This is a genomic window from Paenibacillus sp. GCM10027630, from assembly GCF_042676305.1.
GTDB lineage: Bacteria > Bacillota > Bacilli > Paenibacillales > NBRC-103111 > Paenibacillus_S.
The window spans coordinates 117,853-140,799 of record NZ_JBHTGY010000096.1; the positions used below are offsets into that span (position 1 = coordinate 117,853).

Genomic DNA, 22,947 nt, shown 5'->3' on the forward strand with positions numbered 1-22,947 from the left:
TTATTCGTGCCCTACTTACTATTCGCAAACACAAAAACCACTCCAACAATTGAAGTGGCTTTTGGCGCATTGAATATGCTGTTCTTCTGAAACATTCCCCGAATAATGGATCGTAGGCCTATAGAAATTTTACTCTTATTCCACGGCCGGCTTCTCCGATGTAACGCTGACATCTTTCCAGGTCAAATTCGAGCTTGGGTCAACCGTTAAGTTCTTCACACGATTGTTCACTGCATAGATCTCTGACCGATATAAGGTCGGAATCACTGGCACCTCTTCATTCATCAATGCTTGCCATTGATTATAAATATCTTTGCGGTATTCCTTATTAAAGGCTTGCTCAGAATGGCCCTTTTCCAATAACTCATCATTTTTGGCATTAACCCAGTGCGTATAGTTGAACATAACGTTACGTCCATATAGCCCATACGGATCAACATCTGACCCCGTTGCCCACGCCGCAGCAAATATGTCCACTTTCGGATCATCCTTTTGCACCCTATCGTAAAACGAGTTGAACTCGGCTAACCGGCCATCCACAAGCTGTACATCCAAACCAACCTCTTTCCAGCTCTGCATATAAAACTTCGCCAGCGGTTCGGAAAGCTCACTTCCACTCATCATAAGGAAGCTGATTGTAAATTTCTTGCCATCCGGATCTTCACGAAGTCCGTCCCCGTCTTTGTCTTTGTATCCTGCTTCGTCCAGCAGCTTTTTTGCTTTTTCAGGATCATACATATTCCCTTTTGCACCCTTGTCGTGATATCCCATGAAGGATGGCGGAATTAAGGTTGTAGCTGGAAAACGCAGCCCATGATAGAGCTTATCTCCCACTGACTGGTTATCCATCGCATAAGCCATGGCTTGTCGAAGCTTTTTGTTTTGGAATTTGGGATTATCCATCACACTTTCTTCTTTTTGAGCGTCCCAATGTCCAAGCTTGAAACCGATATACGTGTAAGCTGAATCAATTTTGCCGATAAATTGAAGATTCTTCGTGCCTTTTGCCGTTACATATTGATCAGTTGGAAATTCAGCCATGTCGATTTCGCCTTTTTTCAATGACTGCAGCACAACCTGCGGACTGACCACTTTCACAATAACACCCTTTAAATTCGCCTTGCCTGCCCAGTAATCTTCGTTTCGAACGAATTCGACAGATTCACCGGGAACGATCTTACTCAGTTTAAAAGGTCCAAAGCCAATCGGGTTTTTACGAATTTTATTGGACTGCGCTAATTGATTGATCGGAATATCTTTCAAATAATGCTTGGGAAACGGGGTTGCCCACACTCCTGTTAATAACGATGGGTTGGCATCCTTCCATGTAATGGTCAACGTTCTGGCATCCATGACTTTAATTCCGGCAATGCTCTGCGCCTTCCCGCTGTGGTAAGCTTCCATCCCGACTATATCTTGAATGAGTGTACTCCCGTATCGAACACCTGTATAGTCCTTGCTGCCAATCACCAGATAGGCGTATTCCAAATCCTCCGCTTTGACAGGCTCGCCGTCATGCCATTTAATATTGTCTTTAATTTTGATCGTCATCGTTTTTTTATCATTGGAAAGCTCAAACGTCGCGGCTCCATCATTCGTAATTTCATAATCCCCATTCGTGCGGAAGAGCGATTCATCAAAAAATTGCAATATCTCCGCATCCGGTGTCCCTGTGTAAAAAGCCGTATTGAGTGTCCCTTCGAACGGAGTAGCTGATACCAAGCCGTAATTCAGAACTCCATCGACGGGCTTGCCGTCGTTTTTGACAGCCATCGGAAAGCTTTCGATGCTCTCTTTTTGGGCTTCTGATTTCTTAGCAGAGCTGCTTGTCGAGCTTCCTTCACATGCCGATAATACAAGCAAAAGACCGGCCAGCACAATGAAAACCTTCCAATTCTTGCCCATTCGTGCTTCCCCCTCATCATCCTAATCGTTGTCTTGCATCAGCCGCACGCTTCAAGGCTTGGCCGATAAAATTGATACACAGCATCATCACAAAGATAAGTAAGGATGCAGGCAGCCATATCCACCATTTATTTTGCAAAACCTCCGGATTCATAGCATAGCTTACTAAGGTGCCAAGACTTGGCGTGCTTCCTGGCAAACCAAAGCCCAAGTAGCTTAACCCTGATTCAATCCCGATATTTCCTGCTAAATTTAACGTTAAGCTCACAATAATGATCGAGCTTAAATTAGGGAGAATCTCCCTGATAATAATCTTCCAGTCTGGAGTCCCCAATGTCTTCGATGCACTGACATAATCCATTCCCCTTTCCGCCAGCATCTTGGCCCGGATTAGACGTGCTTTTCCCGTCCATAAAAAAGCGCTCATGATCAGAATAAACATCGCTGCATCATTTTTCGGAACGAGGGTGATAAAAACAATGACCAACATCAAGAAAGGCAAGATTAGAATAAAATCAATCACCCGCATAATGAGATTATCTATAATCCCGCCAAAATACCCGGCAATCGAACCAACCGCCAAACCTACGATTCCGGTCAGGAGGGTAACGGCCAGAGCTATACTAAATGAGTTCCTTGCGCCAATCATCAGCTGACCAAAAATATCTCTACCTCCGTAATCGGTGCCTAACCAATACTCGGCAGATGGAGGCTTATAAATCGAAAACAAATCGACCTTGAGTATTTTCTCCTGATTCAATAAAAGAGACGAAGCATAGACCGAAATAAGAATGAGTCCAAGAAGAAGCAGAGAGCTGAATGCCAATTTATCTTTCACAACTTCCCGCCAAAGGATATTCACGTTTTATGCCCCCTACTACTCGATTCGTATGCGTGGATCTACAATGCTTAAAATAATATCGGAGAGCAGCGTTCCAACCAAGGTGGCCGCCCCGGATATCATGACGAGCGCAGTAACGACACTGTAATCACGCTGCATAATGGATTGAAGGAATAATTGTCCGATCCCCGGAAAGCTGAAGATGGACTCCAGAAAGATTGAGCCGCCAATTAACCCCGTAATTTCATAGCCGAGGAATGCAGCAATAGGTATAAAGGAGCTGCGCAAAATATGGCGCGAATAAATCCGTGATTCCGGCACTCCTTTGGCTCTCGCTGTTTTCACGAAATCTTTCATCTTGGTCTCGATGATTTCGCTGCGCAAATATTGAATCATGCCCACTGTACCAATAAGTGCCCCCGACAAGGTTGGTAAAATCAGATGCTGCATTTTATTCATGTAATAACCGGCCGTCCCTTGCTCCAGCTGAATATCAACACTGCCGCCCGTAGGAAACCAGCCTAAGTTAAATCCGAACAGATACAGCATAATTAAAGCAAAAATAAATAATGGGGTTGCAAAGCTGGTATAGCTGTAGCCGACGATCAGTTTGTCCGCCCATGAGTCATTCCATCTCCCTGATATAACACCCAGAGGCACGGCAATGAGGTAGGTTACTACTAAAATGCAAACAGCCAGTAGAACCGTATTCCCTATTCTATCAGCCAAAATGCTGGCTACAGGCTGCTGATGGATATAGGAGAGACCCAGATCGCCGTGCAGTAAATGGGCTGCCCATCTTGTGTACTGCACATACAAAGGATCGTTTAATCCCAGCTTCTCCTTGAGCTCCGCTAAAGTTCGTGCATCCATCTGCGGATTGCTCTCCAGTTGGCCTGTCAATGCATCTCCGGGCATCGCTTTGGCCAATGCAAAGATAAGAATGCTCAAAATAAACAACTGGGGGAGCATAATGACAATTCGCCGCAAAATAAACTTCCACATCTTCCATTACCCCCGTTTCTGCAAGTGCGTGAACAACCTCTACAGGATGGCAGCAGAGTGCGTTTCCGTAATCCGTTTCAACGGGTAAGCCTTCCCCTCATCGTCAAAGTACTTATGGCTAAGCTGCTCATAATCCTGATCGATCTGCTTTCTAAGTCTTATTTGCTCCTGCCGCTGCTGCGGATCAGCATTCGGAATTGCTGAAATCAGCCTTTTTGCATAAATATGCTGCGGATTTTCAAATATATCTTCACGTGTTCCTTCTTCCACCAATCGACCCCCATACATAATGCCGACGCGATCACACATGTGGCGAACTATACTCAAGTCATGACTAATCAGAAGGTAGGTCAGCTGAAATTCCTGTTGAATTTCCTTCATGAAATTCAGCACTTGGGCTTGCACAGACACATCAAGTGATGATACAGGTTCATCTGCAATAATTAATTTGGGATTCAGCGTAAGCGCCCGCGCAATCCCTATCCGCTGCCGCTGTCCGCCCGAAAACTCATGAGGGTATTTATACACCGATTCCGGATGCAAGCCTACTTTTTCAACAACTTGCTGCACTTTTCTTCGTTCCTCCTGCGGAGAAAGTCTTTCAAAATTACGAAGCGGCTCTGCAATAATATCCAACACCCGTTTTCTTGGATTCAGTGAGGAGTACGGGTCTTGAAAGACCATTTGGATATCTCTTCGATAATGGAAAAATTCACGCCGCGTAATGTTGGTGATCTTGTTTCCCTCGAGGAAAATATCTCCGGATGTCGCCTGGAGCAGCCCGATGATCGTTCGACCAGCCGTTGTTTTGCCGCATCCGGACTCCCCTACCAATCCATAGGTTTCGCCACGCTGAAGCTCAAAGCTAATACCATCAACCGCTTTCACATGATTAACGACTCGCCGAAAAAAACCGCCGCGCACGGGATAGTGAACTTTTAAATGGTTCACTTTAAGAAATGCCATTTTTCATGTCTCCTATCGGATGGTTCGGAAAATAGAAGTGCTGGTAGCAGGTGCAGCGTACCCAGTGCCCTGGCTCCACTTCCCGTAAAATCGGATTTTTTTCGTGATCAGACTCAGGTATCCAGTCAATACGTGACTGAAATCGGCACCCTGCCACGGGCAATTTTTGCAGAGACGGAACTATTCCTTGGATGACGTGAAGCTTCTCATGAGGTGTTTGCAGGGAAGGAATAGAATGCAGGAGAGAACGTGTGTAGGGGTGCATCGGTCGGGCAAATAATGTATGGACGTCGGCTAACTCAACAATTTCACCCGCATACATGACCGCCACACGGTCGGCCATTTCAGCTACAACGCCCAAATTATGAGTAATCAGCATAATGCCTGTGTTCATTTTCTGCTGAAGTTCTCTTAATAAGGTCATAATTTGTGATTGGATCGTAACATCCAACGCTGTAGTAGGTTCATCGGCAACAATGAGAAGCGGGTCACAGGCAATTGCCATGGCAATCATGATTCGTTGTCTCAAACCGCCGGAAAGCTCATGAGGATATCGGTCGCATACTTGATCGGGATTTGGAATTCCGACTTGCCCCAGTAAGCTTAATGTCCGCTGCCGCTTGTTTAAAGAAGAAAGCTTCGTATGATAGTCCAGACTTTCCTCAATCTGCCTTCCGGCCGTCATTAACGGATTCAGAGCGGAAAGGGGATCTTGAAATATCATGCCTATTTTACTTCCACGAATTTGGTTAAGTTCATGTGTATCTAACGCCAAAAGGTTGGTTCCTTCGAATCGAATGGACCCTTCCAGTCTTGTCTTCTTGGGTTCATGCAGGCCTGTAATGGAAAGAGCTAACGTGCTTTTCCCACATCCTGACTCGCCTACGATGGCAAGCACCTCATTGGGATGAACGGACAATGTGACACTGTTAACCGCGGTAAAGTATTCATCTTGAATGCGGAAAGAGGCTCGCAAGTTTTCAATTTGTAAAATCGGTTGTGCCAACCCAACATCACCTCTACCCTCGCAACAAGGTTATCCCTATTACATTCTTTTCTAAATAATTCTATGAATCTTATTCTATTCCTTTCAACACAAAAAAAATCCCACTGCGTGAGTGAGATCCTCAAGATTTCGTTTTTTCATGTGAGTACAGTACGTGACTGAATAACAGGGGAATTAATTTTCGCATCGATTTAATGCCAATTTTGTTCATTATGTTGGCAAGGTGATTTTTAACCGTTTTTTCACTAATCACACATCTTTCGGCAATTTCCCGATTAGCAAAGCCATATACGACAATCAGCATGAGAATTTCGGATTCTCGCTGAGTCAGCTGATAATAATCTGAAAAATCTTGCATCGTAGCACCAATTTTCTGAATCGGAAGTTCGTTCAAGCTTTTAAAGTCGCTGCCAAAAATATCATGACTATCTCCGTTCTTCATGCGATAACTTATGCTAGAAGAATGCAGCCTAATGCGTTCCCTAATATTAAGAACCATTTGTACATGCCTCCGTCAAACTTTTTATTTCTTTCTCCGTCCGCACTCATTCTATACTATATAAATTAAACTAACCCCATTATACCGTTATCAAATAATGTATCCTAGATGAAGAAGTTCACTTGTAGAGCAATAATTCGGTCTTTTTTTTCACTATTTTCCATTTTATGTGACCTAAGTCACTTTTCCAGCGCAACAGAAATAGCCCTTCGTATCAAAGGGCCTCCTTAACTGACTTATTGCTTTGTATAAACTCAGCAATTATATCTTTTTAACAAATTCAGATTTTAATTTCATAGCTCCAAAGCTGTCGATTTTGCAATCAATATCATGATCTCCATCAATCAAACGTATATTTTTTACCTTTGTACCTATTTTAATAACTAATGAACTTCCTTTTACTTTAAGGTCTTTGATTACTGTTACAGAGTCGCCATCGTTTAAGACATTTCCATTGGCATCTTTGACAATCCTTTTATCCTCACCGGCATCGGTGTCTAATGCTAAACTCCACTCATGACCACATTCCGGGCAAATATACTGACTTCCATCTTCGTAAGTGTATTCTGAATTACATTTTGGGCAATTTGGCAAAGTAGACATAAGTTCATATACTCCATTCGTTAATTAGCTTCTAAGAAAATCCCTTTACAAGTATATTGGATATCCCGCAATGATTCCACTAAATAGGACAATAGTTCTCCGTTCCCGTTCCGGCTCTCCCCTTTTAATAGCCCCGTTCCCGATCCACAACTCCTTGCAGCGAAGAACCTTGCACAAATCTTCGAAGATTATCGACAAAAAAGCGGCCTACTTCTTCAACCTTGCTTGGACCTGACAAATGAGGCGTTATATACACATTAGGCAAAGACCATAAGGGATTTTCCTTGTCCAACGGTTCTTTCTCAAAAACGTCCAACACAGCTGTTAGATGCTGCTGTTCCTTCAGCACCTCCAGCATGTCATGTTCTACGATCAACGGTCCTCTGCCTACGTTCACCAGACAAGCATTCGATTTCATCGATAACAGGATGTCTCGATTGATTACATGTCGGGTTTCATTCGTAAGCGGTAATGTTAGGACCAAATAATCCAATTCGCTGACAAACGTCTTCCAATCCGCCGCTGTATAGTGACGATCTACGATGTCTGCATTTTTGCCGCTTAAGCTTAGACCATGAACCTTCATATGAAAAGCACGGGCTTTTTTTACAATTTCAACGCCTATCGATCCGAGACCTGCGACCCCTATAACCTTTCCCTCAAGGGAACCGGGGCTGAATTTATCCCATTCACGATTAGCCTGTGCACTCAACAATCTTGGGATGTCCTTGCAATGTAATAATAAATAGGCAAATACATATTCCGATATCATACCGCCGAATTGATCCACTATGCGTGTAAGCACAACATTCTGAGGAATGGTTCGATCCGAGACCAGACTATCAATGCCCGCTCCGGTGGATTGTACCCATTGTACAGAAGCAGCCTCAGGCTGCGCTAATAAATGCGAAGGAAAGTTCCAACTTAATACGATCTCCGTTCCAGGTAAATGTAACAATGCCTCTTCCGGAGTTTTGGCTGTTTTCACGGATTTGCAGCCATGCTCCTTCAGGAATTCCGCAAATTTTTCAGCTTCGTTGTAATATACTAGTATATTGGGCGTGGCCTTGTTCAAGCTTATTCCTCCTGATTAAAAGGTAATAATTCTTATAGTTCCGACTCCATTATAAGTCAGATTCAGCTAAATTACGAAATGATACTAATCGGGCCTTTTCTCCTTATTCCCTCACCTTGCACGCTGCTTGGAAAATGCTCTCTGTGGCATACCCAAAGATTTTACTATACAATTATTGTAAATGAACCTAAAAGTGTGGTGAAACCTGTTGTTCAAGCTCTTATTAATCGAAGATGACACAACGCTATTTAATGAGATCAAGGATAGATTATCGCAGTGGTCTTATGATGTGTATGGGATTACCGATTTCAGTAAAGTCATTCCAGAATTCACAGATATCAAGCCCGACTTAGTCATTATTGATATTCAATTGCCTAAATTCGATGGCTTTCATTGGTGCCGAATGATTCGAACTCATTCCAATATTCCAATTATATTCTTATCCTCTCGCGATCATCCAACGGATATCGTCATGTCCATGCAGCTGGGAGCTGACGATTATATTCAGAAGCCCTTTCATTTCGATGTACTCATTGCCAAGATACAAGCGATACTTCGACGCGTGTACAATTACAATACGGACCCCATCGAGCTCAAATCGTGGTGTGGCGCAACTGTAGATTATGAGAAAAATTTAGTTACCAATGCTGCCGGATCAATTGAGCTTACAAAAAATGAAATTTTCATATTAAAATTACTCATCGAGAAGAAGAATAAGGTCGTAAGTCGGGAGGAGCTTATCAATAGCTTATGGGATGACAAACGTTTTATAAGCGATAACACCCTTACCGTTAATGTAAATCGTCTGCGAAAAAGACTGGATGAGCTTGACTTGGGCCGCTTTATTGAGACGAAGGTTGGGCAAGGCTACATGGCTGCAGAAGAGGCGAATTCGTTTGATTAAAAAGTATGTCATGGAAAGACGCAGCTGGATTATGCTATTTATACTCCAGCAAATGCTTATCATCTTTATCGCTTTTATTGATTCGGCGATCCCGCTCCTCCCCATCCTCTATCTGGTCTTTTTATCGATGCTCCTTTTTACAATCTTCCTGGTTATTCGCTACCATAAGGAGACCCGATTCTACAAAAGCTTAGAAGAACGGGACAATAATCTTGATTTAACGAGCATAGCCAGTCCTGAAAGTCCTTTTGAAATCATTATTGAAAACAGTATGACGAACCAAGTCGACCTCCTGAAAAAGGCTGCTTCCCAAAATCTGATGGCCTTAGAGCAAGAGAAGGATGATTTATTGGCTTGGATTCATGAAGTCAAAACACCGTTGACAGCCATGCATCTAATGATCGGTCGCCTGGACGACGAAATGATGAAAACCCATTTAACTTATGAATGGCTGCGAATTCATCTCCTGCTCGATCAACAGCTGCATCAAAGGCGTATACCGTTTATTGAAAATGATTTGTATATGGAGCATACCGATCTAGAAACGATCATTTTCAATGAAATTAAAACCTTACAATCCTGGTGTATTCAAAAAGGGATAGGCTTTGACATCCAGTTAGAAGCAGCTGAAGTACTTAGCGATGCCAAATGGCTGGCATTTATCCTCAGACAGCTCTTAACCAACGCCGTAAAATATAGCCACGCATCCGACATCCTGATCAAAAGCTATCAGCTAGCGGGTCAGACTATCCTTGAGGTGAAAGATAGTGGCCGTGGCATTGATTCCAAGGATTTGCCTCGCATATTCGATAAGGGTTTTACATCAACGACCCTGCATCAAGACAGCGCTGCAACAGGTATGGGGTTATATTTAGCCAAAAAGGCAGCACAGTCATTGCTCATCCATGTCGATGTAATATCAGCAATAGGAGAAGGAACGACATTTACCTTAACTTTCCCAATAAAAAATGAATTTGTTCGTATCACAGGCGTGTGACAACAATGTCACATGCTTTGTTGTTTTGTTCGGTCAATCGAAGGATAAGAATGGCAGGATCTCTTATAATAAGATCAATGAGAAAAGGGAGTGTGTAGATATGGTTATTTTGGAAGCAAATAAAATCCATAAAAGCTATGGTAATAAATTAAATAATCAATCCGTATTAAGTGGTCTTGATATTCGTATCGAGAAAGGTGAATTCGTTAGTATCATGGGTGCATCAGGCTCGGGTAAAACGACATTGCTCAACGTTCTCTCGTCGATTGATAAGATCAGCAGCGGCACCATTAAAATCGAAGGAACCGAAATTTCGGGCATGAAGGAGAAACAGTTAGCTGAATTTCGAAAGAATCATTTAGGCTTTATTTTTCAAGAATATAACTTACTAGATACTCTAACAGTCAAGGAAAACATCCTTCTACCGTTATCGATTACAAAGACACCGCGAAAAGAAGCTGAGCTGAGATTCCGAGCCCTTGCGACAGAACTCGGGATCTTTGATCTGCAAAATAAGTATCCCAATGAAATTTCGGGAGGACAAAAGCAGCGCACCTCTGCTGCACGGGCATTTATTCATGAACCAAGCATTATTTTCGCAGACGAGCCTACAGGTGCACTTGATTCTAAATCAGCTTCGGATTTATTAAACAAACTCAGTGAATTAAATCAGAGAAGAAACGCAACCATAATCATGGTTACTCATGATCCGGTAGCAGCTAGTTATTGCGGTAGAGTGATCTTTATAAAGGATGGGCAAATCTATACGCAGTTAAATAAAGGGGAAGAAACGAGACAAACCTTTTTTAAAGACATCATGAGAACCCAAGGTGTGTTAGGCGGGGTGCAGAATGAGTATTAATCAACTCATGTTTCGCAATCTGAGGAAAAATTTGAAAAATTATTACCTCTATGTGTTTGCCTTAATCTTCAGCTCCGCCCTTTATTTCGCATTTGTCACCCTACAATATGACCCTTCCATGGATCCGGCAAAAGGGTCTGTTAAAGGGGCCGCGTCTATTAAAGCCGCATCCGTCTTACTTGTCGCTATTGTTTCTATATTTCTTTTATATGCAAATAACATCTTTATTAAACGGCGCAGTAAAGAAATCGGCTTGTTTCAATTAATAGGGATGACCAAAAACAGGATATTCCGAATCCTTACTGCTGAGAACTTCATCCTGTATTTTGGATCCTTGATGTTAGGGATCTTTGTAGGATTTTCCGGTTCGAAATTAATTATTATGATTCTATTTAAAACGATAGGTGTCGATGCTATTGCAACGCTGTATTTTTCTTACCAAGCACTCATCCAGACACTGATAGTCTTCTTTATTATTTATCTCTTTATTATGTTGATGAATTACGCATTCATACAAAGACAGAGTATTTTATCCTTATTCAGAGTGACTTCCATGACTGAAGGAAAAGTGAAAAAGGTATCCTTCCTGGAAATGATCATCGGGATTATTGGAATTATATTGATCATTCTTGGCTATTATATGTCATCCAAATTATTCAGTGGAGACTTCACCACGATAAATCAACTATTCTCTGCTATGGTCATTATTCTAGGATCCGTCATCATCGGAACTTATCTTTTCTACAAAGGTTCTGTCAGCTTTATATTTAATATCATTCGAAAAAGGAAGCAAGGTTACTTAAACATCAATGAAGTATTGTCGCTTTCCTCCATTATGTTTCGGATGAAGTCGAATGCCGTGTTACTAACCATCATTACTACCGTTTCCGGACTTGCCATTGGATTATTATCCTTAAGCTATATCTCCTATTACTCCGCAGAAAAGTCAGCTGAAATGTATGTTCCTGCAGATTTTTCAATGACCAAGGTCCAGGATGCAGAGCAATTTAAAGAAGCGTTAAAAGCAAACTCCATTTTGTATACCGATAAAATCGTGGAAGTCATTCAGGCAGCTGTCAATGTAGAGAAGATCATGGATACTAATGTAGGGGCGTTGAATTCGAACTTCGACCCAACGGGTATGATCCTGCCTGTTATTAGTGAACAAGCCGTCGATAATATCCATCTTTCAGCAGATCAGACCCTTTTTACAAGATCAAGTGGAGTATTGCAGAAATTCATGGCTATGAAAGACTCTGGATCTATTGAACTGAAGGGTCAGCATGAGGTCATTCCGCAGCAATATAAGAGGTCGGATATCAATTCCCCTGTGTCAGGTTATTTTACGAGTGGAGGCTTGCCGGTTGCCATTGTAAACGAAACTATATTCGACCGTTTGAAAAAAGATCTAAATCCATCCATTCAAAAAGCCTCTTTCGTTTATATCGGAATTGACATTAAAGATAAAGCTAACGTTAAAAAAGCCAATGAGCTTTTCCGTGAAATGGGTTTTAGCAGTACTAGAGCCCATGACTCACAACTAGAAATGAGCAACAATCAGAAACAAACTATGGGCCTCATCATGTTTATCGTTGGTTTCCTGGGATTAACCTTTCTGATTACATCCGGATGTATTCTTTATTTTAAACAAATGGATGAAAGTGAAGATGAAAAGTCCAGCTATACCATTCTAAGAAAGCTTGGTTTCACGCAAGGAGATTTGTTGCAAGGCATTCAGGCCAAACAAATCTTTAATTTTGGAATCCCGTTAGTAGTAGGACTACTCCATAGCTATTTTGCAGTCCAATCCGGCTGGTTCTTCTTCGGAACAGAGCTATGGACACCGATGATTATGGTTATGATCCTTTATACCGCGCTGTACTCGATTTTCGGGATACTATCCGTCTATTATTATAAAAAGGTGATTAAAGAGGCACTCTAATATGAAAACAACACAAACTCCAGACCCTAAGGTTCTGGAGTTGTGTCGTTCCATCTTCTTTTTTTATCGGTTATCCACTTTTTCAGGATAAAGATCATGATTCATCAAACGAAAATGGGCCATCTCTTCATACTTAGTATCAGGCTTCCCATAATTGCACCACGGATCAATAGAAATTCCTCCACGTGGTGTGAATTTCCCCCAAACCTCAATATACCTTGGATCGAGTAATTTAATTAAATCATTCATGATAATATTAACGCAATCCTCATGGAAATCTCCATGGTTTCTGAAGCTAAAAAGATATAACTTCAGTGATTTGCTCTCGACAATTTTTTGATCTGGGACATACGAAATGTACATCGTTGCAAAATCAGGCTGATGTGTCAATGGACATAAACTAGTAAACTCCGGACAATTAAACTTTACAAAATAGTCGCGATTCGAGTGAAGATTATCTACGGACTCCAATACCTCAGGCGCATAATTGAAAGAATATTGTGTATGCTGATTGCCCAATAGTGTTAAATCCTTTAAACCCTCTTCATGGCTGCGTCCAGACATAATTAACCCCCTTGTGAAATGCATCATAAAAAAGCCATGTCCAGTATGGACATGGCATATCGTCATGTATCCATAGTTTTTTATAGAGGGTATCAGCTATGAACCTCTCCCGTTCGAGTACGGGTTTATTATCTTCCTATGATATAGAATACCTGGAGAAAGGTCAAGATCTAGGAAACCATTTCCACCAGCAGATTGCCCAGCCGGTCGAAGTTCTGCTCATTGCCTTCAACGCAATACGGCTTGACCTTTTCGAACTCCGCTGTGTCTTTGAAAAGCTGGCGAAAGGTAACCCTCGTACGGCCGTTCAGGTCCTCGAATGTCGCTGTAACCCGAAATTCGTGGCCGGACAAATGATCCAGCACGATCCGCTCCAGCGGCACGATCTCCACAAAGACGCTGAGATTGGGGTAGTCCAAGCCATTCGGTCCGTGCATGGTTAAGCGCCACGTGCCGCCCGGTCTTATATCGATCTCATGAAAAGTATTCTTGAAGCCCTTCGGACCCCACCATCGGGCTAGCAAGTCGGGGGTTGTCCAAGCTCGAAACACAAGCTCCCGCGGAACATCGAACTCACGTGAGGAAATAATTTCATTCTCACCTGTTGTCATGCTCCATTCTCCCCTTCTAATACCTTACCTAGTGCGTCCAACATGACATTTGTACCGTGTTCCCGTATTTCCGGCGTATCGTGTCCGTCAAAGAATGCACCCTGCTCCGTGAAAATCAGCTTGGTTCCTCCCTCCAGCTCGATAAGCTCTACCGTTGTGATCGAGACGGAGATGCGTGTGCCACCCGCATCCAAGGTGTACGTATAGACAATACGCTGCTCTGGAACAAGCTCCTGGTAGCTGGCGTCGAAGGCAAAGATCGGCCCTTCCGGCGGCCCACCGCTGCTGTATTCTCGTCCGCCGACCCGAAAGTCGAAGATTTCCGGCTTCGAAAACCACTTGGCTTTGGCAATCGGGTCTGCCCAAGCGTGATAAACCCGCTCCGGTGAAGCGGCATACGTCCGCTCTACGACGAAGGTTGCATGTTTGACGAATCGTTCGTTCATTGTTTTTCCTCCTTAGGTTTCGGTATTCCGCTCTCTTCTGTTAGAAAGTCTCCCAATGCATCCAAATGGCGCTCCCAGCTCGCTTGCCGCTCAATGACCGGCTTCTCAAAACGCATTTTCATCGCTTGCAGGAGGCTTGTGAAATCTTCAAGAGTTAACTCCGCCTTTCCCTGCATAAGCTTGGATACATGTCCGAGCTGCTCCAATAGTTTCTGCTGCAGTCTGATCTGCTCTTTGATTCGGCCTATCTGCAGGTTTACGATCTCAAGCGGACTGATTTGCCCGCCAGTTAAGGCCGACTTAATCTCCTCGAGAGATAAGCCCAGCTCTTTAAGCGATAAAATCTGATGCAAGCGTGACAAGTCCGATTCACTGTACAGCCTGTGGCCGGATTCCGTCTGCCCGGATGGCGAGAACAAACCGATCTGATCATAGAAACGCAAGGTTCGTACGGTAAGCCCTGTCAGCTTGGCGAGATCCCCGACCTTCCAATGTCTTTTCATTAACCATCTCCACTCTTTGGCACTAACTATATTCCGGTAGCTCTATTATAAAACGTTACGTTACGTAAGGTGCAAGTGAAATTGTGAAGCTAAGCCTGAATTTTTTTGGCGTAGCCCTAAATTCCGAATCTCTTTCCGCCTCAAGAGCGGTTACCAGTGTGTTGACTGGGATCAAGCAAACCAATCGGTTGCATGAACATCGTTGAATGAAGTTGCTTTTGCATTAACAGGTAATCTTAGGGAACGTACTAGCAAAGCAGCAAGATCGGCAGTCTGGGAAATCCGGGTCCATCACAATTAAAAAGCAAGGCTGCTTCGAAATTGAATTCAAAGCAGCCTTGTTATGATTTCTTACTTGCTCTTTTGCGCCTACATTTTCAGAAGCACCGTTAGCGGAGCCATACTCATAGCCAGTAGTAATACCTGCAGACACCGCCTGCGCGACCGATTTCTGTGCCCAGCTGCCGCCGTCAGCTCCTTTGCTTCAATTAGTTATGGTGCGAGTATATCATTTTCTGACCCGTTTACCCACTGGAATACTCTGAGCAAAACGAAACACATTATGAGGATCGTACTTTCGTTTCACCCGCTTCAATCTGCCAAAGTTCACGCCATAATACGCCTTGGGCCAGTTCTTAATCTGCAAATCGGGAAAGTTCACATAATCCCCCTTAACAAAGGGACGTAACGCTCTGCGGAACCATTTCACCCACTGAATATTCCGCTGCTGCTCCACGTTGTTCCTCCAGCGTGCTGACAGTTCGTAGATGGTCTCAGCTTTCCGATGAGGATAGGCCGTTGCCGTAGGCGATACTCGACTCACCGCGCTTCCTGCACCACCTAAGCTTTGACTCCACACGGTAGAATGCCTGTTAGGTGCTTTGGATAAAAAGTCACGTATAATTCGTACTCCTTCACGAGGCAAAGGTTGAAACCCGTAAGCCCCGCTTATTTTAAATTTCGGCTCCAAATTCAGGTCCGATTCGGCAAAAAATTTGGTTGCTTCAATAAAAGGCACTGTCTTCACCAGCACCTTCACCGGAGTGCCTGCTCGCAAGAGCGGTCTAATCAATCGACGCAGCTCCTCTGCACCGCCAAGTAATTGTCCGGTAGATTCAATAGTTCCCACCTTCTTGGCAGCCACCTCAATGGTTGAGGTTAAGCGGTTCGTGACAGACGGGGCCCAGCGCTGCCAAACCGGTAACACCTTCTCCAAATCGCCCCATTTCCAAGTGACGCTGTATATAGAAACCGTTGAAATGGGTCTAACCCGAAAAGTATAGGCTGTAGCAACGCCAAAGTTTCCTCCCCCGCCGCCTCGTGATGCCCACAATAGATCGGAATGTTTCCTCTTGTTTGCCACAATCGTCTTTGCTCCATACCGCCCCGAAGCTACGACCATCTTCACTTGTTTCAAGTTATCGCACGTAAGTCCATATTTGCGGGACAGAAGTCCAATGCCGCCTCCCAGGGTAAGCCCGGCCACGCCTACGTCGGGCGCTGTCCCAGCCGGAAGTGCCACACGCTTATTCCACAGCTTTTTGTACACACGGGCAAGTGGATTTCCAGTCTGTACAATGGCCACCCTATTTTTTCGATCAACCTTAACCTTATTCATCTCGCTTACATCGATAATAATACCGCCATTTACAGCCGAAAAACCTTCATAACTGTGCCGCCCGCTGCGCACTCGCAGCCGTACACCCCGCTCACGAGCCCATTTGACTGCGTTGATCACATCCTGAGTTCGTCTGCAAAAAACAATGACCTTTGGAAATTTGGAAAAGCGCCTATTGAACTCCATTCTGGCCGCATTATATGTCGGATTGCCCGGAAATACGATTCTTCCGGTTAATCGTGTACCTGTTCTTTTCCGGTTTTGTGTCATCCACTTTACACCATCCCTGTTCATGGCATAAGCCTTTCTCATCAGCTTATGTAGGGACACTTGACCTAGTAACGGCAAATGACTTGTTTGTATCGTAAAATAGTTCGCCGTCACTTATGGTACGGTTCAGCTTAACGGGGGGATCGGCAAGAAAACGAATAGAGCTTGCTACGACAGCTCCCTGATCGTTTATAGAGCACTTTCATTGAACTAACGCACACGTTAACTTAGCGCAAGTCGTAACTGTATCTTGTCGTTAAATCTCTCCTCCGACATTCATAACCGTTCTATACATTTTTTCTGCTTCAATAGGACTTTCTTTTGCCGTCACATGATGCGGAATAACCCGGCAAACTTGAACCGGTCCGCCGAATACAGCCGACCTATACTTGTCCACATGCTGCTTCGGCAAGGAGCGGTTATAATAGCCGGGTACGTATTTATTGATCATTTCCTGAAGTATATGGGTGGCTTCATCCAAATCTGTGATTGGCTCTGCTTGTCCAAATATCATTACGCTCATATAAGCCGTATCCGTTTTGGCAGGTACCGGATCCGTGATGGTCCCGTATTCCTCACATACCGTAAAACATACCTCTGGATTTTCACTCATCACATGATTACGCCTTCCATCTCCGGCCCCGTGAAAATAGAGCTTCCCCTCCGTCCACACATAATTAAGCGGTACAACATAGGGCAGGTTCCCATCAACCAATCCAAGATACCCAATTCTCGCTTGATGAAGGAAATTTTCAATTTTCTCTTGATCCTGGCATTCTCTGATCTTGTAACGAACCGAATTCATTTCAAATCTCTCCTTTCACTCATCACAGATTTATCCCACCCCAAACCCCGATACTCTACCTGAGTGAAGCAACGACCCGATTGCAAATACCAGCGTTATTACGGTAGTATATCAGTGAATGGATTGTGTTAAAACATCCAAACTTCGATATTTTGAACAATCCATAATGAATATTTTATGATTGGAGCTTCTATTTGGAGGTGTGTACGATGATGAAAGTAATTCGTAATGACCAAAGGCCAATCTGGCAGCAATTGCTTGATCAAGCGATTCATAATATTACTAGCGGGATCTGGGCGCCAGGGGAATTGCTGATTCCTTCCCGCGAACTTGCTCACATGGTAGGTGTCTCTCGCTCAACGATTCAGATCGTCTATGAGGAATTGCTAAGTCGCGGCTATACGGTTACATCTCGCCGAGGAGGGACGCGGGTTAGTAAATGGAAGCAAGTCACTGAATCAACGAAGGAAATAATAGCAGATGGCCCTATCCCCCCCTCACTTCCTTTGTTGAACTCGGCTGTCGATCAATTACATGACTGGTTCGGAGGCCAAGAACAGCGAGAGGTAGATATTGATTTTAGTCCCCATGAACCCTATTTAGATGAACTATTTCAAAAGAATTGGCGACAATCGCTTCTTCACGCATCCTCTGCAATGGATTTATCAAACTGGGCTTACGGTAATCCCTATGGTTTCACACCATTACGTGAGCAAATCCAGCGTTATTTATCACTTGAACGAGGCATCCATATCCAAACCAATCAGATTCTGTTGACTTCAGGAGCTCAGCATAGTATTGACTTAATCGCACAATCGCTTTTAGCTGACGGGGACACTGTCTCTGTAGAAGATCCCGGTTTTCCGGCTGCCTGGATGGCGATGAAATATCGGCGTATGAATGTGGTGCCCGTTCCTGTTGATGAGTATGGTCTAGTGGTCGAGCATATTCACCCGCAGTCCAAACTGATCTTTACGACCCCTTCGCACCAGTGCGCGGTCGGGGTCGTTATGTCGGAGCCGCGCAGGCAACAATTGCTACATAAGGCTGCTCAAGAACAATTCTGGATCATCGAGGACGATTATGATAGTGAATTTCGATATCGCGGGGAACCACTTCCAACGCTGTTTAGCCAGGCATCTAATAATACCTTGTACCTAATGAGTTTTTCAAAAATGATTGCTCCAGGCATTCGTATTTCGGCTATCGTTGGCTCTGCGGAAGCAATTGCTCAACTAGCCAGGGTACAAGAACTAATTTACCGTCATCTTCCGATTATGGATCAGCTAACTCTAACCCACTTCATCAAGAATGGGCATTTTATGCGCCATATGAGAAGAGCCAGAAATGTGTACCGACGAAGACACGAGGCCATGACAAAGGCTATAATGGCTAGCGGTTTAGGGGGACGTTTCACACTAAGTGGGATAGAAACGGGATTGCATATGTTTCTTGAAGCTGAAGAGTCATACGACGAAGAAACCGTAACAAAGTTAGCTCTTCAAAAGGGAATACGTGTATACCCTCTTCGACCCTATTGCTTGGAAAGCAAACGAAAGGGATGGGTGTTGGGGTTTGCAAAAGTAGATGAAGCATCGATTGAGCAGGGGATTTATCGTCTTGCGGAGTTGATCTTATAGGGTTATTTTTCACAAGCAAATTTCGTTGGACCCTATGCTCTTTTCACCCAAAAATTTAGACGCTACTTATGTTACGGTTAGCTTAACGGGGGCATTGGCGAAAAATCGCAGTAAGTGTGCCGCGCGGAGGCGATGTGGATAAATCACCACTTGAAGCAAAATTAAAGCTTGTGGATAAAGAATTGGCTGATATTGACCGTAAGAAGGACAAATACTTCAAGTTATTCGAAGATGACGTATTAACAAGCCAATCACTAAGAGAAAAACTTGTTTCAATTGACGAAAGTAAGGGACAGCTACAGCAAAGGAAAACGGAAATCGAAAGTCAACTTAGTGACAGTACTGCTAATCAAAATGTATCCGCAGTTATTGTAAGGAGCATAGTGGGGGAGTTTGTACAGTTGTTTGATAAGCTCAGTAATGAAAAGCAGAAGCAGCTTGTACATGCTGTGATAAAACGGATTACAGTAACTGGGGGTAGGAAAATAGATAAGCTTGAATTGACATTTGATAAGCTGGTGCAACAGACATTGCACAACTTAGAACTTGAAACAGCAGGGACTGACTCTTAAATTTATTTGCTACTGTCATATAATTAGGAAGGCATACCATGAAGGTATGCCTTCCTAATTATATTATTGATTGACTGAGACTATCTTAGGTATATACGGCCCGTTATCACCTTTATTATATTCTGAGTCCAACAAGTACATTTGAAATCTTAGATGCTTATTATAAGCAGCTTCATTACTACTAAGCTGTTCCTTATCCTTTTTATATATATTAGATGCTAAAGAGATTATTTCGCTCCAATTTTCCTCTGATAGGATTTCTAAAAAATAAATACCATGCTCAAAACATAGTTGACCTCGTTTAAATATGTTTTCAAGATCTGAACCAACCTTATACATTTCTATAATGTTTTGATCTATAACAATCCTTGGATATATAGCCTGCTTCTGTTCAAGTTCGTACGCTCGAGCGATAGCATGACTATAAGTAAGGTGGTTACTATGAAAGTGTTTTGAGTAAGCAATACCTCCTCGAATAAATAGACCTTCCCTAAGGAAAGCAATAAAAGTTTTTCTCAAAGCATCTAAGAATTCAATGAAGTTCCTGTGCTCAGAGCAACTTATAATAATTGTATCTGAAATTGCTTGAACTTGTATTATTTTATCATCAAACTCTTCTAATACCCTCAACGCATTTCCTAGCATATCTTTAAAATCCAGTTTTCCTGTACGACGATCCCGTTCTAGTAATTGTCTGTACCCGAGTACATCAATTAATGCCACATAAAGATACTGAGGTTCTGTCATAGAATCGTACCTGCTATTTTAGAAATTTCTGTCCTATACTCTTCCATTTTTTGAAGCCACGGTTCCCAGACAGTACCATAATACATATTTCCGGTTGTTGATGCTTCCTTGGTGTGTTCTTGTTTTATGTCAAATATCGCTCTCCCAAACATTTGTGCAACAGGTGCCAATGGGCTGACATCTCTTATTGTCGCGAGATATGGATGATTAGGATCTAAAGAATCCGCTGGGGTCATTCCCATAGGACTTATTAGATGTTCTTTAATATTATCCGTAATTTTATTTTGCCATTTTATATAAGATTCCTTAGCTTTTGCATTGTTTTGTACTTTATAATTTTGTAATACTCCTCCTAAAAATAACGGCTTGCCAGGAAAAGTTTCTATACTAAATGGCTTTAATGATTCTGAAACCTGTTCATGTCTTGTAACCCAATCATGTACAATTTTGCCTAACAGTTTTACTGCTTGATTACAAAAACGATCAGGTACTAATGGCAAGAAAACTCCATCACTTGCCAATACTACCATTCGAGTAATTGAACCAGTACTTGGCCCCACATCGCAAAGTATGTAATCAAAAGAATTCACTCGTCCCAGCGCTCGCAATAACCGATAGAGAGATACGTATGTGTTTTTTCGTGGATATTATCTGTTATTGCTTGGTTCCATGCAGTTCCAAAATATGTTTCCGCTAGGGAGAACTCAAGATCTCCTCTAAATAGATACAAACCTTGATAAATTGGTGAAGAGACCAAAGAAACTGTATTAGGATCAATAGCTCCAGCTTCCCCTTTAAATCTTGGTAGAAGTGCTTGAAAAATCGATGTACCTGGTAATTCTACGTCGGGCTCCCCAAATTCTGGACTAGAAGCTAAGAAAATTTCAGTCATATTACATTGAGGATCACAATCGACAAGCAAAACTTTTTTGTTTTTTTGTGATAAAAAAACTGCCAAGTTAAAAAGGGTAGTTGTTTTTGAAACCCCACCCTTATTAATATACATTGTATACACTTTAGTCACATTGATTCCCCCAAGGCTTATTACCTATTTTAGAAATATATTCCACGACTTCTTAGAGTTTATATTAGCATAAGATTTGATAAGTTGTTAGTCAAAAATTCTGCGCTTCAATGTCAAAACGTTGCCGTCATTTATGATACGGCTCAGCTTAACGGGTCTATCGGCGAAAATTACAACAGGAGCTGTCGCGGCCAGCTCCTGTTGTTGTTTTTCAGATGGTTGATTTCTGTTATATGCTATAAACCATTGTGATTTGAAGTTAGTCATCCCTTATGACCATTGTGCTGGGTATGGTCTAAAATAAGGGACGTCACGCTACGTCTTCTGTCTATACTGCGGTTCAAACAAGATATGCAAGCTCTTGCCTCTGAGACTGGAAAAGCATATTCTGGCTCATAAAAGCACATCGGCATATAGAATATCAGGGATTACTTGTTCCATGGCTTCCTTTTCTTGATTGAATAAAACACTTTGTTATTCATATAAATACTAATATAGAGACAAGTAGAACACTACTCCTGTCTTTTATCAGAAAACAATTTAGTGGGTAGGATCATAATTAGTAAAAGATAGTTGCTAAATATGGTATTCAGGCGATACCTCAGTATATTTGAAATGCCTTGGATGAATCAATTTCATTGTCTCAATATTTAAAATGAAATGGTCAATCGTCTCATATTTCAACAGCGGTCGACCGTTAAAACTGAGAATATCTTTTGACGGTTGATAAATTGCGTAAGGTCTCACATTTAAATGTTTAAATACTTTTAAAACTTGTGGAAGGCCGCCAATGTGTACAAAGGAACCGTCTTCCAACATATCCCTTAGAACTTCCAGTGGCTCCATATCAAAACCGCCACTATTTAATTTATTCCTTTCTCTAAGAAGGTTTGTTAGTTTCTCATAATATTCCTGGCGATAATCACCAATGAAAAGAAGTTGTTTATCCTGATGACCGCCTTCCCAATGCTGTGCTGGAATATAATTAAACCCTCTAATTCCCGGATTATACTTCAACAGCCATAATAGGAACTCTCCACGTTTCCAACAATAACCACCAAAAATTAGTGAAAGCTCAGGATTACCATATCCTACTGGCGCATCTTCGTGCATAGAAACCATGTTATTTAAAATTCTAAGTAAATGGCCGCGAACTTCTTCAAGGGCCATAGCCCTGGTAACTGCTCTTATGTGATTTTCCACCGATGCTATTGATTGGAGAATGAATGGATAGGCATATGCTGTATCTCCAGCAAAACACAAGACACAATCCATTCTAGGTAGGGGAAATAACTTTGGGCAACAATCCCAACTTCCAGCAAATCGCACCCTACTATCTGAAGCAAAAACTAATTCCTGCTCACCGTTAGTTCTAGTTCTTACCCAACCCAAAGAAATTGTCATATCATAATAACACATCACTTTTATTAGATTTATGAATCCAATGTATACCCCTATAAAATTCATTCCTTTTTCGACTCAACTTAACTGAGCCATCGTAATGCGCAAGAAGCTGCCGCGGTATGCTCCTTTTCACAGGAT

General features: G+C 42.6%; 24 protein-coding genes and 1 riboswitch. Of the genes, 6 read left to right on the plus strand and 18 right to left on the minus strand.

Annotated features, from left to right (window positions below; genetic code table 11):
• Window positions 1–135: 135 nt before the first annotated feature.
• The 8 genes from opp4A to ACFQ0C_RS36200 form a co-directional block, all read right to left on the minus strand.
• Window positions 136–1,905: an oligopeptide ABC transporter substrate-binding protein gene (opp4A, locus tag ACFQ0C_RS36165; protein ID WP_379374391.1), complete on the minus strand. Its 1,770-nt coding sequence runs from the start codon at window positions 1,903–1,905 to the stop codon at window positions 136–138.
• A 16-nt stretch (window positions 1,906–1,921) separates the two neighbouring features.
• Window positions 1,922–2,767, minus strand: a complete 846-nt coding sequence (locus tag ACFQ0C_RS36170; protein WP_258216372.1) for an ABC transporter permease — start codon at window positions 2,765–2,767, stop codon at window positions 1,922–1,924.
• A 15-nt stretch (window positions 2,768–2,782) separates the two neighbouring features.
• On the minus strand, window positions 2,783–3,751 hold the full coding sequence (gene opp4B, locus ACFQ0C_RS36175; RefSeq protein WP_379374394.1) for an oligopeptide ABC transporter permease: 969 nt from the start codon (window positions 3,749–3,751) through the stop codon (window positions 2,783–2,785).
• 39 nt (window positions 3,752–3,790) lie between these two features.
• A complete protein-coding gene (locus tag ACFQ0C_RS36180; protein ID WP_379374396.1) occupies window positions 3,791–4,717 on the minus strand; it encodes an ABC transporter ATP-binding protein in 927 nt (308 codons plus the stop codon).
• Window positions 4,704–5,723 (minus strand): ABC transporter ATP-binding protein, encoded by a 1,020-nt coding sequence (locus ACFQ0C_RS36185; RefSeq protein WP_379374398.1) that lies wholly within the window; start codon window positions 5,721–5,723, stop codon window positions 4,704–4,706. Before ACFQ0C_RS36185 ends, ACFQ0C_RS36180 begins: the two co-directional genes overlap by 14 nt.
• A gap of 121 nt (window positions 5,724–5,844) precedes the next feature.
• Window positions 5,845–6,222 carry a response regulator transcription factor gene (locus ACFQ0C_RS36190; protein WP_258216376.1) on the minus strand — a complete coding sequence of 126 codons (378 nt, stop codon included), beginning with the start codon at window positions 6,220–6,222 and terminating at the stop codon, window positions 5,845–5,847.
• A gap of 261 nt (window positions 6,223–6,483) precedes the next feature.
• Window positions 6,484–6,825: a zinc ribbon domain-containing protein YjdM gene (locus ACFQ0C_RS36195; protein WP_379374401.1), complete on the minus strand. Its 342-nt coding sequence runs from the start codon at window positions 6,823–6,825 to the stop codon at window positions 6,484–6,486.
• A 124-nt stretch (window positions 6,826–6,949) separates the two neighbouring features.
• Window positions 6,950–7,900 (minus strand): D-2-hydroxyacid dehydrogenase, encoded by a 951-nt coding sequence (locus ACFQ0C_RS36200; RefSeq protein ID WP_379374403.1) that lies wholly within the window; start codon window positions 7,898–7,900, stop codon window positions 6,950–6,952.
• 208 nt (window positions 7,901–8,108) lie between these two features.
• Between ACFQ0C_RS36200 and ACFQ0C_RS36205 the strand changes: the two genes are divergently transcribed.
• The 4 genes from ACFQ0C_RS36205 to ACFQ0C_RS36220 all read left to right on the plus strand — a co-directional run bounded on the left by ACFQ0C_RS36205 (window position 8,109) and on the right by ACFQ0C_RS36220 (window position 12,605).
• Entirely contained in the window at window positions 8,109–8,804 is a 696-nt protein-coding gene (locus ACFQ0C_RS36205; RefSeq protein WP_379374405.1) for a response regulator transcription factor, read from the plus strand.
• On the plus strand, window positions 8,797–9,801 hold the full coding sequence (locus ACFQ0C_RS36210; protein WP_379374407.1) for a sensor histidine kinase: 1,005 nt from the start codon (window positions 8,797–8,799) through the stop codon (window positions 9,799–9,801). Before ACFQ0C_RS36205 ends, ACFQ0C_RS36210 begins: the two co-directional genes overlap by 8 nt.
• 100 nt (window positions 9,802–9,901) lie before the next feature.
• Window positions 9,902–10,663 (plus strand): ABC transporter ATP-binding protein, encoded by a 762-nt coding sequence (locus ACFQ0C_RS36215; RefSeq protein WP_379374409.1) that lies wholly within the window; start codon window positions 9,902–9,904, stop codon window positions 10,661–10,663.
• Window positions 10,653–12,605 carry an FtsX-like permease family protein gene (locus ACFQ0C_RS36220; RefSeq protein ID WP_379374411.1) on the plus strand — a complete coding sequence of 651 codons (1,953 nt, stop codon included), beginning with the start codon at window positions 10,653–10,655 and terminating at the stop codon, window positions 12,603–12,605. The genes ACFQ0C_RS36215 and ACFQ0C_RS36220 overlap by 11 nt, the downstream gene beginning before the upstream one ends.
• A 63-nt stretch (window positions 12,606–12,668) precedes the next feature.
• Here ACFQ0C_RS36220 and queF read toward each other — a convergent pair whose 3' ends face one another.
• The 6 genes from queF to ACFQ0C_RS36250 all read right to left on the minus strand — a co-directional run bounded on the left by queF (window position 12,669) and on the right by ACFQ0C_RS36250 (window position 17,422).
• Entirely contained in the window at window positions 12,669–13,169 is a 501-nt protein-coding gene (gene queF / locus ACFQ0C_RS36225) for a preQ(1) synthase (protein ID WP_379374413.1), read from the minus strand.
• Window positions 13,170–13,235: 66 nt separating this feature from the next.
• A riboswitch (PreQ1 riboswitch) is annotated at window positions 13,236–13,282 on the minus strand.
• 57 nt (window positions 13,283–13,339) lie between these two features.
• Complete coding sequence (locus ACFQ0C_RS36230) at window positions 13,340–13,780, minus strand: SRPBCC family protein (protein ID WP_379374415.1); 441 nt, start codon at window positions 13,778–13,780, stop codon at window positions 13,340–13,342.
• Window positions 13,777–14,226: an SRPBCC family protein gene (locus tag ACFQ0C_RS36235; protein WP_379374417.1), complete on the minus strand. Its 450-nt coding sequence runs from the start codon at window positions 14,224–14,226 to the stop codon at window positions 13,777–13,779. Before ACFQ0C_RS36235 ends, ACFQ0C_RS36230 begins: the two co-directional genes overlap by 4 nt.
• Window positions 14,223–14,729, minus strand: a complete 507-nt coding sequence (locus ACFQ0C_RS36240; RefSeq protein ID WP_258216385.1) for a MerR family transcriptional regulator — start codon at window positions 14,727–14,729, stop codon at window positions 14,223–14,225. The genes ACFQ0C_RS36235 and ACFQ0C_RS36240 overlap by 4 nt, the downstream gene beginning before the upstream one ends.
• A gap of 508 nt (window positions 14,730–15,237) precedes the next feature.
• Window positions 15,238–16,617, minus strand: a complete 1,380-nt coding sequence (locus ACFQ0C_RS36245) for an FAD-binding oxidoreductase (RefSeq protein ID WP_379374419.1) — start codon at window positions 16,615–16,617, stop codon at window positions 15,238–15,240.
• Between the two features lie 256 nt (window positions 16,618–16,873).
• Window positions 16,874–17,422, minus strand: coding sequence for a pyridoxamine 5'-phosphate oxidase family protein (locus ACFQ0C_RS36250; RefSeq protein WP_379374421.1), 549 nt, complete (start codon window positions 17,420–17,422; stop codon window positions 16,874–16,876).
• Between the two features lie 209 nt (window positions 17,423–17,631).
• Here ACFQ0C_RS36250 and pdxR point away from each other — a divergent pair, with 209 nt between their 5' ends.
• Together pdxR and ACFQ0C_RS36260 are read left to right on the plus strand one after the other, a co-directional pair.
• Window positions 17,632–19,062 carry a MocR-like pyridoxine biosynthesis transcription factor PdxR gene (pdxR, locus tag ACFQ0C_RS36255; RefSeq protein ID WP_379374423.1) on the plus strand — a complete coding sequence of 477 codons (1,431 nt, stop codon included), beginning with the start codon at window positions 17,632–17,634 and terminating at the stop codon, window positions 19,060–19,062.
• 134 nt (window positions 19,063–19,196) lie between these two features.
• The gene (locus tag ACFQ0C_RS36260; protein WP_379374425.1) at window positions 19,197–19,634 is read left to right on the plus strand and encodes a hypothetical protein; all 438 of its coding nucleotides are present in this window, start codon (window positions 19,197–19,199) and stop codon (window positions 19,632–19,634) included.
• Between the two features lie 63 nt (window positions 19,635–19,697).
• On the opposite strand, the gene ACFQ0C_RS36265 is transcribed toward ACFQ0C_RS36260, so the two are convergent.
• The 4 genes from ACFQ0C_RS36265 to ACFQ0C_RS36280 form a co-directional block, all read right to left on the minus strand.
• Window positions 19,698–20,381, minus strand: a complete 684-nt coding sequence (locus ACFQ0C_RS36265) for a hypothetical protein (RefSeq protein ID WP_379374427.1) — start codon at window positions 20,379–20,381, stop codon at window positions 19,698–19,700.
• On the minus strand, window positions 20,378–20,971 hold the full coding sequence (locus tag ACFQ0C_RS36270) for a hypothetical protein (protein ID WP_379374429.1): 594 nt from the start codon (window positions 20,969–20,971) through the stop codon (window positions 20,378–20,380). Before ACFQ0C_RS36270 ends, ACFQ0C_RS36265 begins: the two co-directional genes overlap by 4 nt.
• The gene (locus ACFQ0C_RS36275; protein ID WP_379374431.1) at window positions 20,968–21,405 is read right to left on the minus strand and encodes a ParA family protein; all 438 of its coding nucleotides are present in this window, start codon (window positions 21,403–21,405) and stop codon (window positions 20,968–20,970) included. The genes ACFQ0C_RS36270 and ACFQ0C_RS36275 overlap by 4 nt, the downstream gene beginning before the upstream one ends.
• Before the next feature lie 576 nt (window positions 21,406–21,981).
• On the minus strand, window positions 21,982–22,872 hold the full coding sequence (locus tag ACFQ0C_RS36280; RefSeq protein WP_379374433.1) for a hypothetical protein: 891 nt from the start codon (window positions 22,870–22,872) through the stop codon (window positions 21,982–21,984).
• Between the last annotated feature and the right edge of the window lie 75 nt (window positions 22,873–22,947).